Below are 14,507 nucleotides of genomic sequence, written 5' to 3' on the forward strand. Positions count from 1 at the left end.
CGCGTTACGTAAACCGTAAATCCACCCCTTGGCAAGCTCCAAAAGCCTAGTCTCCGCCCCGCTCCTTCCGCAGCTTCGCCCAGTAATCCAGCCGCTTCCGGATCTCGCGCTCAAAACCGCGCTCGGGCGGGTCGTAGAAGGTCTGGCGGCCCAGGGCTTCCGGAAAGTAGTCCTGGCCGGAGAAGGCGTCGGGGGCGTCGTGGTCGTATTCGTAGGCTGCGCCGTAGCCTTCCGACTTCATCAGTTTGGTCGGGGAATTGAGAATGTGCTTTGGCGGCAGCAGCGAGCCGCCCTGCTTTGCGACTTGCATCGCCGCGCCGAAGGCCGTGTAGACGGCGTTCGATTTCGGCGCGGTGGCGAGATAGACCACGGCCTGCGCGATCGCGAGCTCGCCTTCGGGGTGGCCGAGGAAGTCGAAGGCGTCCTTGGCGGCGTTGGCGATGACAAGCGCCTGTGGATCGGCAAGACCGATGTCCTCCACCGCCATGCGCACAACGCGGCGGGCCAGGAACAGCGGGTCCTCGCCGGCGTCGAGCATGCGCGCGAGGTAATAGAGCGCCGCATCGGGATCGGAGCCGCGCACCGACTTATGCAGCGCCGAGATCAAGTTATAGTGCCCGTCCGCCGACTTGTCGTAGATCGGCGCACGGCGTTGCAAAATCTCCTGCAACTGCGCGGCATCGAAGAGTTCATCCTTGCGCGCGGCGCGCCAGACTTCCTCGGCGAGCGTCAGGGCGGCGCGGCCATCGCCGTCGGCCATGCGCACCAGCACCGCACGCGCCTCCGCATCGAGCGGCAGCTTGCGGCCCTCGACCGCCTCGGCATGCGCGAACAGCTTTTCGATCGCAGCAGCATCGAGCGAGCGGAACACCAGCACGCGGGCGCGCGACAGAAGCGCCGCGTTGAGCTCGAAGGACGGATTTTCGGTGGTGGCGCCGACCATCACCACCGTGCCGTCTTCCATCACGGGGAGAAACGAATCCTGCTGGGCGCGGTTGAAGCGATGGACCTCGTCGACGAACAGCAGCGTGCCCTTGCCCATCTCGCGGCGGGCACGCGCCGCATCAAAGGCCTTCTTGAGATCGGCGACGCCGGAGAACACCGCGGAGATCTGCTCGAAATGCAGGTCGGTGGCGTCCGCGAGCAGCCGCGCCACCGTGGTCTTGCCGGTGCCGGGCGGGCCCCAAAACACCAGCGAGCCCAGCGTGCGCGTCTCCAGCATGCGCGTCAGCGCGCCATCGGGGCCGAGGATATGGTCTTGGCCGACGACCTCCGACAGCGCCCGCGGACGCAGGCGGTCCGGCAGCGGATGCGGCGCGTCGTGATCGAGCCCCGCCGCGGCGAAGAGAGTCGGCGTCTCCTGTGGTCGCTTCGGACTCATCCGCCCAGCGTGACGTTGATCTGCTGGCCGCCACGCACCAGCGTGATGCGCCAGATCCGCTGGCGTTCAGCGGCCGCCTTCTCGATATCGCCGGTCTTGCTGATCTTCTGGTTGTTGACCGACAGAATGATATCGCCCTTCTGGAAACCGACACCCGCGGCCGCGGTATCGCCGCCGATATCGGTGATCACCACACCCTCGGTGTCGGCGTCGAGATGCAGTTCGTCGGCGACCGCCGGCGTGATGGTCGAAACCTTCGCGCCCTGAAACGGCGAGCGCGCGGTGATGACGAGCTCATTGCGGCCGGTATCGGGCGCCGTCTCCAGCGCCACGGCCAGCCTGGCCGGCTTGCCGCCGCGCTGCACATCAATCTGCGCCGTGCCGCCGAGCGGACGCGTGGCGAAACGGTAGTCGAAGGCATTGGGATCGTCCACGGTCTGGCCGTCGATCGCAACGATCAGGTCGGACGATTTCAGGCCGGCCTTTGCGGCGGGTCCGTTCGCGACCACGCTTGCGACGAGCGCACCGGTCGGCGAGCGCAGGCCGAGGCTATCGGCGATGTCGGGCGTGACTGCCTGGAGCCGCGCCCCCAGCCACGGCCGCTTCACGGCTTTGCCGCCGCCCTTGGCCGAGGCGACGACGACGCGCACCATGTTCGCCGGGATGGCAAAGCCGATGCCCTGCGAGCCGCCGGAACGCGAATAGATCGCCGTGTTGATGCCGGCGAGCTTGCCGCTCATGTCGACCAGCGCGCCGCCGGAATTGCCGGGGTTGATCGCCGCGTCGGTCTGGATGAAGAACTGATAGTCGGTGATGCCGACCTGCGTGCGCGCGAGTGCCGAAATGATGCCGTGGGTCACGGTCTGGCCGACGCCGAAGGGATTGCCGATCGCGAGCACGACGTCGCCGACCAGCAACTCGTCGGAATTGGTGAAGTCGAGCGTCGGGAATTTCTCCTTGGAGTCCTTCAGACGCAGCACTGCGAGATCGGTGCGCGAATCCTTCAGCAGGATCTCGGCCTCGAACTCGCGCTTGTCCGACAGCGACACCTTGACCTGGTCGGCACCCTCGATGACGTGGACGTTGGTGACGACGAGACCGGAGGCATCGACGATGACGCCGGAGCCCAGCGAGCGCTGCATCTGCTCGGGCTGCTGACCCGGCACGCCGAAAAAGCGCCGGAAGATCGGATCGTCGAGCAACGGGTTGCGGTTCTGTACCATCTTGGCGGCATAGACGTTGACCACGGCCGGCTGCACCCGCTGCACGATCGGCGCATAGGACAGCCGCAACTCGGCCGGCGACGACGGAACGCGACGGTCCTGCGCGGCGGCTGGATGGAAGTGGGCCGAAAAGGCTATGCACAAGGCCGTGATGACGGCGGCACGGATCGATCGAAACATTCCTACCTCTTGGAAAAGACGCCGGAATATAGGCGCCTTCGTTCTCTAATAGAAGGCCGGCGGACTGCAATATTCGGACCTCCGTCTGGCCGCCCGGCATGCAAGCCCTGCGCGCATCGCGGACATTCTGCGCGAGCGCACGTATTGGCATGACATCCATCATCCCGCATTGTGGCTTACGGCGGATTCGGTTGCGGCGAATTTGCATCAGTGGGAACCACGCAACCGGGCGCGCCGTCGCGGGGTAGTCATCAATCATTCTTAGACTCTCCGTTCGCGACTTGGGGAAGTTGGTCCAACCGATGGAGTGATGACGTGAGCAGGACAAGAATTGCAGCGACTGCGATTGGTCTCGCCGGTGCGCTGGCGGCCTCGCAGGCCCAGGCCCAATCGGCAGGCAGCAGCGATCAGGAGATCGCGCTCCTGAAACAGCAGTTGAAGATGCTCGAGCAGAAGCTCGACAGGCTCCAAAGCCAGACCGCCGCGAACGCGGCAGCCAATGCGAAGACCAAGGCCGAAGCCAAGGCGGAAGCGCGCTCGGAAGCGAAGGCCGTCGTCGCCAATGCCAACGCTGCGATCCCTGTCAAGGGTCCGGCGCCCGCCTCCGGGGTCGTGGTGACGATGCCGAACAACCGCCCGACCATCTGCACCGCCGATGGGGCGAACTGCGTCGGCATCACGAGCCGCGTACACTGGGATGTCGGCGGCTACGACTATCGTCCCAACACGGCAGGCACCGTGCCGCAGAAGCTCGACAGCGGCGAGAACGTCCGCCGCGCGCGCATCGGTGTCACCGGTAAATTCTTCAACGACTGGAATTTCGCGCTGATCTACGACTTCGGCGGCTCGTCCGACGGGTTTGGCGGCGCAGCTCCAGGCTCACTGCCGGGCGGCGGCGTCTCCGGCGTCGAGAACGCCTATCTCAGCTACACCGGCCTGAAACCGTTCGGCGGCAGGATGGCGATCGAAGCCGGCATTATGGACCTGCCCTACACGCTGGACGAAGCCACGAGTTCGAACGACATCATGTTCATGGAGCGCGCCTCGCCCGGCGTGGTCGCGACCAACATCGCCGCCGGCGACTTCCGCTCCGCCGCCGGCGCACGCTGGTTCAACGACCAGCTCTGGTTCGGCGGCTATGTCACCGGACCTTCGACCGGCGCGCTCCACTCCGCCTCGAGCGCGGCGCCGGCGGGCACCAGCGAACAATACGGCGCGGTGGCGCGCGTGGCAGGCAACCCGATCAGCGGCAAGGACTACTCGGTGCATATCGGCGCCGACGCACAATGGCTGATCCAGCCGCCGCGCAATCTGATCGCGAACACGCAGACGGTCACGCTCAGCGATCGTCCGGAATTGCGTCTCGACCCGACGACGCTGGTATCGACGGGTGCGATCGCCAATGCCTCCGGAGCACAGGTCTACAGCGTCGAAGCTGCCGCGACCTACGGACCGCTCATTCTTCAGGGCGAGTATTTCTGGTACAATGTCGATCGCAGTGCGAATACCGGCGTGCCGCTGGTCGGCGCGCCGAGCCTCAAATTCCAGGGCGGTTACGCGCAGGCCGGCTACGTGCTGACGGGCGAGACCCATACCTATAACGCCGCAAACGCCGCCTATAACGGCGTCAAGCCGGCGCATCCGTTCTCGCTCGATGGCGGCGGCTGGGGCGCATGGGAGATCGCGGGACGCGTGAGCCAGATCGACCTCAACGATCAGCTCGCGACCGCCAACGGCATCGCCGGCGGACGGCAAACCGTCTACACCGCCGCGCTCAACTGGTATGTCAACGGCAACGTCCGCTTCATGCTCGACTACCTGCACGGCACCGTCTCGCGGCAGGCCTCGCCGGTCTCGACCGCCGATGTCGGCTCGAAGTTCGACGCCGTCGCGATGCGCACGCAGTTCGCGTTCTAGTTCTCAGTCGTCGTCCCGGGCCGCACGTAGCGCGAGCCCGGGACCATAACCACAGGATTGAGTTTGGCGAAGGCTCGGAGCTGCCAGCTCGCGCCACAAGTTCTTCCTGTGGCTATGGATCCCGGCCTTCGCCGGGACGACACCGAAAATGCAGCACCCGCCCTCCTCGACCAGACCTTCGGCACCATCAACGCCACCAACCTCAAGCGCGCGCATGCGCTTCAGGAGAGCGGCAAGTCGCATGCCCGTACCTTTTTATTTGAGCATGATCTTGTCGGAAGACCGCTACACGCTTTTCCTGATCATGTTTTAGCTAGGCGACGGTGTTGACGATGCCGCCTTCGGCCCGCAGCGCCGCGCCATTGGTTGCGGATGCCTCCTTCGAGGCGACATAGACGACCATATTGGCGATCTCGTCGACGCTGGCGAAGCGTTGCAACAAAGAGCTCGGGCGGTGCTGCTTGACGAAGTTGGCTGCGGCCTCATCCACGGACTGTCCGTTCTGCCTGGCGAGATCCTTCACGAAGGTCTCGACGCCCTCGGACATCGTCGGTCCCGGCAAGACGGAATTGACGGTGACGCCGGTGCCGCGGGTGAACTGTGCAAGGCCCCGCGCGACAGAAAGCTGCGCGGTCTTGGTCATGCCGTAGTGGATCATCTCGACGGGTATGTTGAGTGCGGACTCCGAGGAGATAAAGACGATGCGGCCCCAGTTGCGTTCGAGCATGTCCATCAGGTAAGCGCGCGACAGCCGCACGCCGCTCATCACGTTGACCTCGAAGAAGCGGGTCCAATCCTCGTCCGGGATCTCGAAAAAGTCCTTCGGCTCGAAGATGCCGGCATTGTTGATGAGGATGTCGACTTCAGGCAGCGCTGCGATCAGCGCCTTGCAGCCCACCGTGGTCGAAACGTCGGCGGCGATGCCGCGGACCTTGCCGCCGATGCCCTCCAGCTTGCGCACGGCCGCATCGACCTTGTCCTGGCCGCGGCCGTTGATCACGACGCTCGCGCCGGAGGCCGCAAGCCCCTTGGCAATGGCGTGGCCGATGCCGGCGGTCGAGCCGGTCACGAGGGCGGTTTTCCCGGAAAGGTCGATGTTCATGTAGTATCTCCATCAATGCTGATGGAGATATCGGGCACGGCCGTTCGCACCGCAATCGGCGCTCACCGACGCGTGAGGGGAGACGCACATTATCGTCCCGGCCTTCGCCGGGGCGATACCTTGGAGATACAGCGCCCCAATAAAAAAGCGGCGCCGAGGGCGCCGCTTTCTCGAAACCTGATACCGACCGGCTTACGCCGCCTCGGCTTCCTTGGCCTGCACCGGGCCGGAGTCCTGGCCCTTGGCGTCCACATCGCGATCGACGAACTCGATCACGGCCATCGGCGCGTTGTCGCCGTAGCGGAAGCCGGCCTTGATGATCCGGGTGTAGCCGCCCTGGCGATCCTTGTAACGGGTGGCCAGCACGTCGAATAGCTTCCTGACCTGATCCTTGTCGCGCATCTCGGAGATCGCCTGGCGGCGCATGGCCAGCCCGCCCTTCTTGCCGAGGGTGACGAGCTTCTCGACGATCGGGCGCAGCTCCTTGGCCTTCGGCAGCGTGGTGACGATCTGCTCGTGCTTGATCAGCGCGGCTGCCATGTTGGCGAACATCGCTCTGCGGTGCTCGGCGGTGCGGTTGAGCTTCCGATGAACCTTGCCGTGACGCATGTGTCTATTCCTTACGTAAAAATTGCCGCGACGGTTCGTCGGACATGTTGCTCAGGTGGGCTGCCTGCGTTCGCCCGCTGAAGCGCGATGAATTCGCGCTTCAGCTTGTCGTAAGTCTGGATCAGTAGTGATCCTCGAAGCGCTTGGCGAGCTCGTCGATGTTCTCCGGCGGCCAGCCCGGCACTTCCATGCCGAGGTGCAGACCCATCTGGGCCAGCACTTCCTTGATTTCGTTCAGCGACTTGCGGCCGAAGTTCGGGGTGCGGAGCATTTCCGCTTCGCTCTTCTGCACGAGATCGCCGATGTAGACGATGTTGTCATTCTTCAAGCAGTTTGCCGAACGCACCGAGAGCTCGAGCTCGTCCACCTTCTTGAGGAAGGCCGGGTTGAAGGCGAGGTCCGGGATGATCTCCTGGGCGACTTCCTTGCGCGGCTCTTCGAAGTTGACGAACACGTTGAGCTGGTCCTGGAGGATGCGCGCGGCATAGGCCACCGAATCATCCGGCGTCAGCGCGCCGTTGGTCTCGATCGTCATGGTCAGCTTGTCGTAGTCGAGGATCTGGCCCTCGCGGGTGTTCTCGACCTTGTAGGAGACCTTGCGGACCGGCGAGTACAGGCTGTCGACCGGGATCAGGCCGATCGGCGCATCCTCGGGGCGGTTGCGCTCGGCGGGCACGTAGCCCTTGCCGGTCGCCACCGTGAACTCCATGCGGATCTCCGCGCCCTCGTCCAGCGTGCAGATCTGCAGGTCCGGATTGAGCACCACGACGTCGCCCACGGTCTGGATGTCGCCGGCGGTGACGACGCCCGGACCGGACTTCTTCACGACCATGCGCTTGGGGCCTTCGCCCTGCATCTTGATCGAGATGTCCTTGATGTTGAGCACGATGTCGGTGACGTCTTCACGCACGCCCGCGATCGAGGAGAACTCGTGCAGCACGCCGTCGATGTGCACCGACTGCACCGCTGCGCCCTGCAGCGAGGACAGCAGGATGCGGCGGAGCGCATTGCCGAGGGTCTGGCCGAAGCCGCGCTCGAGCGGCTCGGCAACGATGGTCGCAAAGCGGGCCGGATCGCTGCCGGGGGCTACCTGGAGCTTGTTCGGCCGAATCAGTTCTTGCCAATTTTTCTGGATCGTCACTGTTTCACCCATACAGGCCAGTCAAACTGCCGTTGCAGATACTGGCGTTGGAGAAAGGCCGCAGGTCGCACCTGCGGCTTCTTAAAAAAGTCATCGCGGACGACGATGCGCCCGCGACCTCGTATCAAACGCGCCGACGCTTGCGGGGACGGCAACCGTTGTGCGGGATCGTGGTCACATCGCGGATCGAGGTGACGGTGAAGCCCGCGGCCTGGAGCGCGCGGAGCGCCGACTCGCGGCCCGAACCGGGACCGGCGACTTCGACTTCCAGCGTGCGCATGCCGTGTTCCTGTGCCTTCTTGGACACGTCTTCGGCGGCAACCTGCGCGGCATACGGGGTCGACTTGCGCGAGCCCTTGAAGCCCATCGTGCCGGCGGAGGACCAGGCAATCGTGTTGCCCTGCGCGTCGGTGATGGTGATGGTCGTGTTGTTGAACGACGAGTTGACGTGCGCGACGCCGGAGGCGATGTTCTTGCGCTCACGACGACGAACGCGGGTGGCTTCCTTGCCCATTGAATACCTTTCCTGGAGATCTCAAACGCCGCCGTAATGCCAGCGGCTACACCTGTGGAAGCGAATGGTGAGTGGCGAACGGCGAATAGGGACGCACCCTACCCGCCATTCGCCATTCCCTATTCGCCAGTTTACTTCTTCTTGCCGGCGATGGCCTTGGCCGGGCCCTTGCGCGTACGCGCATTGGTGTGGGTGCGCTGGCCGCGCACCGGCAGACCGCGACGGTGACGCAGGCCGCGATAGCAGCCGAGGTCCATCAGACGCTTGATGTTGATGCCGACTTCGCGACGCAGGTCGCCCTCGACGAGATAGTCGCGGTCGATCACTTCGCGGATCTGAAGCACTTCGGCGTCGCTGAGCTGATTGACGCGACGATCCGCGGAGATCTTCACCTTTTCGATGATCTCGCCGGCGATCTTCTCGCCGATGCCATGGATGTACTGGAGCGCGATCAGCACGCGCTTGTTGGTGGGAATGTTCACGCCGGCAATACGGGCCACGGCCTTCTCTCCTGTTGCCGATCCCTCGTCAGGAATCAGGCTTTAAGTGCTTGCTTTCTCGGGCAGGTGTTCACAAACGCGAACACGACGCCCACCCCCGGTCTTCCTGGGGCCCGGCATCGTCTGAAACTATCCGACTTGGATGCGGGGCTTATTAAGGGATTCAGGGGGCTTTCGTCAACCGCCGCTAGCGCTTGGCTCGCCTTTTCGTGACCTTTTTTGCGGCCTTTTTGGCACCCTTTTTGACTGCCTTCTTGGCCGGCTTTTTGGCCGCCTTTTTGACGACCTTCTTGGCTGCCCTCTTCGCCGGCTTCTTGGCAGCCTTCACGGCTTGCTTGGTCGTCTTCTTGGCCGCCTTTTTGGTCGATTTGGCGGCTTTTTTGGCCGTTGTGGCCGGCTTTTTGGCCGCTTTGGTCTTCTTGGCCCCGGTCTTGGCAGGCGCCGACTTGGCTGCGCTTCTGGCGTGCGTCTTGGGCTCGACCGCCCCGAGCGCCAGGAGTTGGCGGTGGATGGCGCGCGTGACCTCGTCGATGGCCATCATGCCATCAATGGTCGAAAGCTTCCGCCGCTCGGAATAATAGTGAATCAGCGGTTCCGTCTGGCTGCGGTAGCTGGCGAGTCGTTTGGAGAGGACCTCCGGCGTGTCGTCGACCCGAACCTCCTCGCCGCGCTCCCGCATCTGGGCGACGCGGGTCTCGACGCGGTTCAGCAGCGCGCTCTCGTTGACACGGAGCTCGATCACGGCGTCGAGCTTGAGGTGCTTATGCTTGAGGAGTTCGTCCAGGGCCTCGGCCTGCGGCACGGTGCGCGGAAAGCCGTCGAGGATGAAACCGTGCCTCGCGTCGGGCTGGTCGATCCGATCGGAGATGATTCCGACCACGATCTCGTCGGGCACGAGGCCGCCGCTGGCCATGATCTCCTTGGCCTTCAGCCCGACTGGCGTTCCGGCCGCAACGGCTGCGCGCAACATCTCACCGGTGGAGAGCTGGACGATGTCATAGCGCTGCACCAGCAGCTGCGCCTGGGTCCCCTTGCCCGACCCCGGCGGTCCCAGAAGTATAATTCTCATCGGCGTACGCCCCCCCGATTGGTGAGCGAGACGTCGCGCACCTGTGTTTGAAGTTCGACAACAGTGCAAACCACAATCGGCCGCGCACTGCCACCCATATCATAAGGGAGCAAGTGCCCGGACGCCAAGAAGGCCCTTGAAATCAGCGATTGCGTCGCAGTGTGGGCTGCTCTGTCGATGCGACCGAACGGTCGATCCTGGACATCGCAGAAGCCGCGCATCTGCGCGCGGCGAATCGGCGACGTTGAGTCGGGAAGCCCGAGAGACCGCCGCGCCTTAGCGGCGGCGGCCTCTCAACTTGGATTTCCGGATCAGGCCTTCGTACTGATGGGCAAGCAGATAGCCCTGCACCTGCGCCACCGTATCCATGGTGACGCTGACGACGATCAGCAGCGAGGTGCCGCCGAAATAGAACGGCACCGAGGCGTAGGAGATCAGGATTTCCGGAATCAGACAGACGATCGCGAGATAGATCGCGCCGAGCACGGTGACGCGTGAGAGTACGTAGTCGATATATTCGGCGGTACGCTCGCCCGGACGGATGCCCGGAATGAAGCCGCCGTGCTTCTTCAGATTGTCGGCGGTCTCAGTCGGGTTGAACACGATCGCAGTGTAGAAGAACGCGAAGAACACGATCAGCGCCAGATAAAGAATCAGGAACAGCGGACGGCCGTGGCTGAGCTGGGTGTTGATCCACTGGAACCACTCCGGCCCACTGCCCGCGTTGAAATTTGCGACCGTGGTCGGCAACAGCAACAGCGAGGACGCGAAGATCGGCGGGATCACGCCGGATGTGTTGAGCTTGAGCGGCAGATGCGAGGACTGGCCCTCGAACATCTTGTTGCCGACCTGGCGCTTCGGATACTGGATCAGCAGCCGGCGCTGCGCGCGCTCCATGAACACGATGAAGGCGATCACGGCGACCGCCATGATAATGACGACCAGGATCAGGCCTGTCGACATTGCGCCCTGGCGGCCGAGCTCGAGCATGTTGGCGAGCGCCGCCGGCAGCTCCGCGACGATGCCAGAGAGAATGATTAGCGAGATGCCGTTGCCGATGCCGCGCGAGGTGATCTGCTCGCCCAGCCACATCAGGAACATGGTGCCGCCGGTCAGCGTGATCGCGGTGGAGAGGCGGAAGAACAGGCCGGGGTCGCTGACGACGTTGCCCGCCCCCTCGAGGCCGACCGCGATGCCATAGGACTGGAATGCTGCCAGGATCACGGTGAGGTAGCGGGTGTACTGGTTCAGCGTCTTGCGGCCGGACTCGCCTTCCTTCTTCAGCGCCTCGAGCTGCGGCGAGACTGTGGTCAGGAGCTGAATGATGATCGAGGCCGAAATATACGGCATGATGTTCAGCGCGAAGATCGCCATGCGGTGGATGCCGCCGCCGGCGAACATGTTGAACATGCCAAGGATGCCGCCCGCCTGCGAGCGGAACACCTGCTCCCAGATGTTGGGATCGATGCCGGGCAGCGGGATGTAGGTGCCGAGCCGATAGACCAGCAGCGCGCCCAGGGTGAACCAGATGCGCTTCTTCAGTTCGTCGGCTTTGGCGAACGCGCCGAAATTGAGGTTGGCTGCCAGTTGTTCCGCTGCTGAGGCCATCTTGGACTTTCTCCCGCCGCCTTTTACGCCGTCATACCCGCGGCCGGGCGTACTTTAGCGGACGCCGGACATTATCTGGTGCTCGGCTTCGATAAGTCCATCGTCCCGCATGCGTAAAGGCCCGCGAGCCGCGGGCCAATGACGCAGTTGTTACGCCGCCTCGCCTTCTTCCTTGGCGGGCGCGAGGATCTTCACCGAGCCGCCGGCCTTCTCAACCGCCTCAATCGCGGTCTTCGAGGCGCCGTGCACTTCGATGTTGAGCTTGGCCTTGAGTTCGCCGCGGCCGAGCAGCCGCAGGCCGCCCTTGGCGCGCCGCAGCACGCCGGCCTTGACCAGGGCCTCGACATTCACGACGCTGCCGGTGTCGATCTTCTTGGCATCGACCGCTTCCTGGAGCCGGTCGAGATTGATCTCGGCGAACTCGATGCGGAAGATGTTGTTGAAGCCGCGCTTGGGCAGACGGCGATGCATCGGCATCTGGCCGCCTTCGAAACCCTTGATGCGCACGCCCGAACGCGCGGTCTGGCCCTTGCCACCGCGGCCGGCCTGCTTGCCCTTGCCCGAACCGATGCCGCGGCCGACGCGCATACGCTTCTTGCGCGAGCCGGCGTTGTCGGCGATATCGCTGAGCTTCATCGCCCTTCTCCTTGTTTCTTGCGCATGATCTCGGCCGAAAACCGGTACCCGCTTTTCGGGATCACGCGCTCTGTCTTACTTCTCGTCGACGATGCGGACGAGATGGTGAACCTTCTCGATCATGCCGCGAACCGCCGGGGTGTCCGGCAGTTCGCTGACGCGGCCGATCTTGTTGAGCTTGAGCCCGATCAGCGTCGAACGCTGCGAATGATGGCGGCGGATCGCGCTGCCGGTCTGCTCAAGCTTGATCGTCTTAGCGGCACTCTTGGCCATGGTGGTCTACTCCAAAAGCTTCCGTTAGTCGGCAGCCGCCTCGGCGTCGCCGCCGATGCGGCGGGCCTGCAGGGTGGACACCTTGATGTTGCGGCGGGCTGCGACCGAACGCGGCGAATCCTGGTGCTTGAGCGCATCGAAGGTCGCGCGCACCATGTTGTAGGGGTTCGACGAGCCGATCGACTTCGCCACCACGTCCTGGACGCCGAGCGTCTCGAACACGGCGCGCATCGGGCCGCCCGCGATGATGCCGGTACCGGCCGGGGCGGCACGCAGGTAGACACGGCCCGCGCCATGACGGCCGGCGATGTCGTGGTGCAGCGTACGGCCCTCGCGCAGCGACACGCGGGTCAGGTTGCGCTTGGCGGATTCGGTTGCCTTGCGGATCGCCTCGGGCACTTCGCGCGCCTTGCCGTGACCGAAACCGGCGCGGCCCTTCTGGTCGCCGATCACGACCAGCGCGGCGAAGCCGAAGCGCTTGCCGCCCTTGACGACCTTGGCCACGCGGTTGATGTGGACCAGCTTGTCGACGAACTCGCTGTCGCGCTCCTCGCGCTGCTGGCGGTCACGTCCGCCGCGTTGATCGCGTCCACCACGTTGTTCGCGTTCAGCTGCCATGGTTTTTCCAATCCTTCAAAGGCTTACGCCTCAATCCTCAAATTCCGTTAGAAGCTCAGCCCGCTCTCACGCGCCGCGTCGGCCAGTGCCTTGACGCGCCCGTGATAGAGGTAGCTGCCGCGATCGAACACGACTTCCTTGACACCCTTCTCCGCAGCGCGCTCGGCCAGCAGCTTGCCGACCGCCTTCGCCGCATCGATGTCGGCGCCAGTCTTGCCGCCGTCGCGCATCGACTTCTCGAGCGAGGAGGCAGAGGCCAGCGTCTCGCCCTTGAGGTCGTCGATGACCTGGGCGTAGATGTGCTTGGACGAGCGGAACACCGACAGGCGCGGGCGGCCGCCACCGGAGCGGCGCAGCTTGAGCCGCACACTCCGCTTGCGCCGGGCATTCGTAACCTTGGCTTTCGACATGACCGGCTCCGTTACTTCTTCTTGCCTTCCTTGCGGAAGATGAATTCGCCAACATACTTCACGCCCTTGCCCTTGTAGGGCTCCGGCGGACGATAGGAGCGAATCTCGGCGGCGACCTGGCCGACGCGCTGGATGTCGCTGCCGGTCACCGTGATCTCGGTCGGCTTCGGCACGGTGATCGTGATCCCTTCCGGGATCGCGTAGACCACATCGTGGCTGTAGCCGAGCGCGAGCTGCAGGTTCTTGCCCTGCATCGCGGCGCGGTAACCGACGCCGGTGATTTCGAGTCTCTTCTCGAAGCCCTTGGTGACGCCTTCGACCAGATTCGCGACCTGGGCGCGAGCGGTACCGTACAGCGCTCGCGCGCGATTGGTCTCGTACCGCGGCTTGACCTTGACCTGGCCGCTATCGAGCTTCACCTCGACGTCGTCATGGACGACGAACTGAAGCTGGCCCTTCGGCCCCTTCATCTTGACGGTCTGCCCGTCGACGGTCGCGGTCACACCCGACGGCACCGCTACCGGCCTTTTGCCAACACGTGACATGGATCAAAAATCCTTCTCAGAACACCGTGAAGAGGACTTCACCGCCCACGTTCGCTTCGCGCGCACTGTGGTCGGCCATGATCCCCTTCGGCGTCGACAACACCGAAATACCGAGTCCGTTATTGACCCGCGGCAGGTTCTTCACCGAGGCGTAAACGCGGCGCCCGGGCTTGGAGACCCGCTCGATCTCGCGGATGACAGGCTCGCCGTCGAAATACTTCAGCTCGATCTCGATCTCGCTGCGCCCCGAGGAATGCTCGAGCGTGGCGTAACCACGGATATAGCCCTCGGACTTCAGCACCTCGAGCACGTTCTCGCGCATCCTCGAGCCAGGCGTGGAGACCTTGTTCTTGGAGCGCATCTGCGCGTTGCGGATGCGGGTGATCAGATCGCTGATTGGATCGTGCGTAGACATCTAAACGACCCTCCTTACCAGCTCGACTTCACGAGGCCCGGGACCATGCCCTTGGAGCCAAGTTCGCGCAGCGCGATACGGGACAGCTTGTTCTTGCGGTAGTTCGAGCGCGGACGGCCCGACAGCTCGCAGCGCAGACGAATGCGGGTCGCCGACGAATTGCGCGGCATCTCGGCGAGCTTCAGGGTCGCGGCGAACCGCTCCTCCATCGGCAGCGTCTTGTCGGCGATGATTGCCTTCAACCGTTCGCGCTTCGGGGCGGCGTTCTTCGCCATCCGCTTGCGCCGGTTGTTCTTCTCGATTGAACTCTTCTTTGCCATGCTTGGCTCCTGGGTATCCGCGTTTGAGAGGCTTTAGGTCAGCGTC

17 protein-coding genes are annotated in these 14,507 nt (G+C 64.0%); 1 reads left to right on the plus strand and 16 read right to left on the minus strand.

The genetic code is table 11. The features are described 5' to 3' along the window. Window positions 1-46 precede the first annotated feature (46 nt). Entirely contained in the window at window positions 47-1,381 is a 1,335-nt protein-coding gene (locus FXV83_RS03605) for a replication-associated recombination protein A (protein ID WP_148737829.1), read from the minus strand. Beyond that, a complete protein-coding gene (locus tag FXV83_RS03610) occupies window positions 1,378-2,784 on the minus strand; it encodes a DegQ family serine endoprotease (protein WP_187435634.1) in 1,407 nt (468 codons plus the stop codon). Before FXV83_RS03610 ends, FXV83_RS03605 begins: the two co-directional genes overlap by 4 nt. Window positions 2,785-3,099: 315 nt before the next feature. Here FXV83_RS03610 and FXV83_RS03615 point away from each other — a divergent pair, with 315 nt between their 5' ends. Beyond that, window positions 3,100-4,701, plus strand: coding sequence for an OprO/OprP family phosphate-selective porin (locus tag FXV83_RS03615; RefSeq protein ID WP_148737830.1), 1,602 nt, complete (start codon window positions 3,100-3,102; stop codon window positions 4,699-4,701). A gap of 313 nt (window positions 4,702-5,014) precedes the next feature. Here the strand turns inward: FXV83_RS03615 and FXV83_RS03625 are convergent, their stop codons facing one another. From FXV83_RS03625 to rpsN, 14 genes are all read right to left on the minus strand, one after another. After that, window positions 5,015-5,803 carry an SDR family NAD(P)-dependent oxidoreductase gene (locus tag FXV83_RS03625; protein WP_148737832.1) on the minus strand — a complete coding sequence of 263 codons (789 nt, stop codon included), beginning with the start codon at window positions 5,801-5,803 and terminating at the stop codon, window positions 5,015-5,017. Between the two features lie 192 nt (window positions 5,804-5,995). After that, window positions 5,996-6,412, minus strand: coding sequence for a 50S ribosomal protein L17 (rplQ, locus tag FXV83_RS03630; protein ID WP_148737833.1), 417 nt, complete (start codon window positions 6,410-6,412; stop codon window positions 5,996-5,998). A 121-nt stretch (window positions 6,413-6,533) separates the two neighbouring features. Further along, window positions 6,534-7,565: a DNA-directed RNA polymerase subunit alpha gene (locus FXV83_RS03635; protein ID WP_148737834.1), complete on the minus strand. Its 1,032-nt coding sequence runs from the start codon at window positions 7,563-7,565 to the stop codon at window positions 6,534-6,536. 112 nt (window positions 7,566-7,677) lie between these two features. Beyond that, a complete protein-coding gene (rpsK, locus tag FXV83_RS03640) occupies window positions 7,678-8,067 on the minus strand; it encodes a 30S ribosomal protein S11 (protein WP_007603045.1) in 390 nt (129 codons plus the stop codon). A gap of 131 nt (window positions 8,068-8,198) precedes the next feature. Further along, window positions 8,199-8,567 carry a 30S ribosomal protein S13 gene (gene rpsM / locus FXV83_RS03645; RefSeq protein ID WP_148737835.1) on the minus strand — a complete coding sequence of 123 codons (369 nt, stop codon included), beginning with the start codon at window positions 8,565-8,567 and terminating at the stop codon, window positions 8,199-8,201. 187 nt (window positions 8,568-8,754) lie between these two features. After that, window positions 8,755-9,636 (minus strand): adenylate kinase, encoded by an 882-nt coding sequence (locus FXV83_RS03650; protein WP_148737836.1) that lies wholly within the window; start codon window positions 9,634-9,636, stop codon window positions 8,755-8,757. A gap of 276 nt (window positions 9,637-9,912) precedes the next feature. Further along, entirely contained in the window at window positions 9,913-11,244 is a 1,332-nt protein-coding gene (secY, locus tag FXV83_RS03655; protein WP_148737837.1) for a preprotein translocase subunit SecY, read from the minus strand. A gap of 150 nt (window positions 11,245-11,394) precedes the next feature. Further along, window positions 11,395-11,880, minus strand: coding sequence for a 50S ribosomal protein L15 (rplO, locus tag FXV83_RS03660; protein WP_148737838.1), 486 nt, complete (start codon window positions 11,878-11,880; stop codon window positions 11,395-11,397). Between the two features lie 75 nt (window positions 11,881-11,955). Then, window positions 11,956-12,153: a 50S ribosomal protein L30 gene (gene rpmD, locus FXV83_RS03665; protein ID WP_148737839.1), complete on the minus strand. Its 198-nt coding sequence runs from the start codon at window positions 12,151-12,153 to the stop codon at window positions 11,956-11,958. Between the two features lie 24 nt (window positions 12,154-12,177). Continuing rightward, a complete protein-coding gene (gene rpsE / locus FXV83_RS03670) occupies window positions 12,178-12,771 on the minus strand; it encodes a 30S ribosomal protein S5 (RefSeq protein WP_148737840.1) in 594 nt (197 codons plus the stop codon). Window positions 12,772-12,818: 47 nt separating this feature from the next. Continuing rightward, complete coding sequence (gene rplR, locus FXV83_RS03675; protein WP_007603036.1) at window positions 12,819-13,181, minus strand: 50S ribosomal protein L18; 363 nt, start codon at window positions 13,179-13,181, stop codon at window positions 12,819-12,821. An 11-nt stretch (window positions 13,182-13,192) separates the two neighbouring features. Further along, the gene (gene rplF, locus FXV83_RS03680; RefSeq protein ID WP_148737841.1) at window positions 13,193-13,726 is read right to left on the minus strand and encodes a 50S ribosomal protein L6; all 534 of its coding nucleotides are present in this window, start codon (window positions 13,724-13,726) and stop codon (window positions 13,193-13,195) included. A 16-nt stretch (window positions 13,727-13,742) separates the two neighbouring features. Further along, on the minus strand, window positions 13,743-14,141 hold the full coding sequence (rpsH, locus tag FXV83_RS03685) for a 30S ribosomal protein S8 (RefSeq protein WP_148737842.1): 399 nt from the start codon (window positions 14,139-14,141) through the stop codon (window positions 13,743-13,745). A gap of 14 nt (window positions 14,142-14,155) precedes the next feature. After that, a complete protein-coding gene (gene rpsN / locus FXV83_RS03690) occupies window positions 14,156-14,461 on the minus strand; it encodes a 30S ribosomal protein S14 (protein ID WP_148737843.1) in 306 nt (101 codons plus the stop codon). Window positions 14,462-14,507 lie beyond the last annotated feature (46 nt).

Source organism: Bradyrhizobium hipponense (assembly GCF_008123965.1).
Classification (GTDB): Bacteria; Pseudomonadota; Alphaproteobacteria; order Rhizobiales; family Xanthobacteraceae; genus Bradyrhizobium; species Bradyrhizobium hipponense.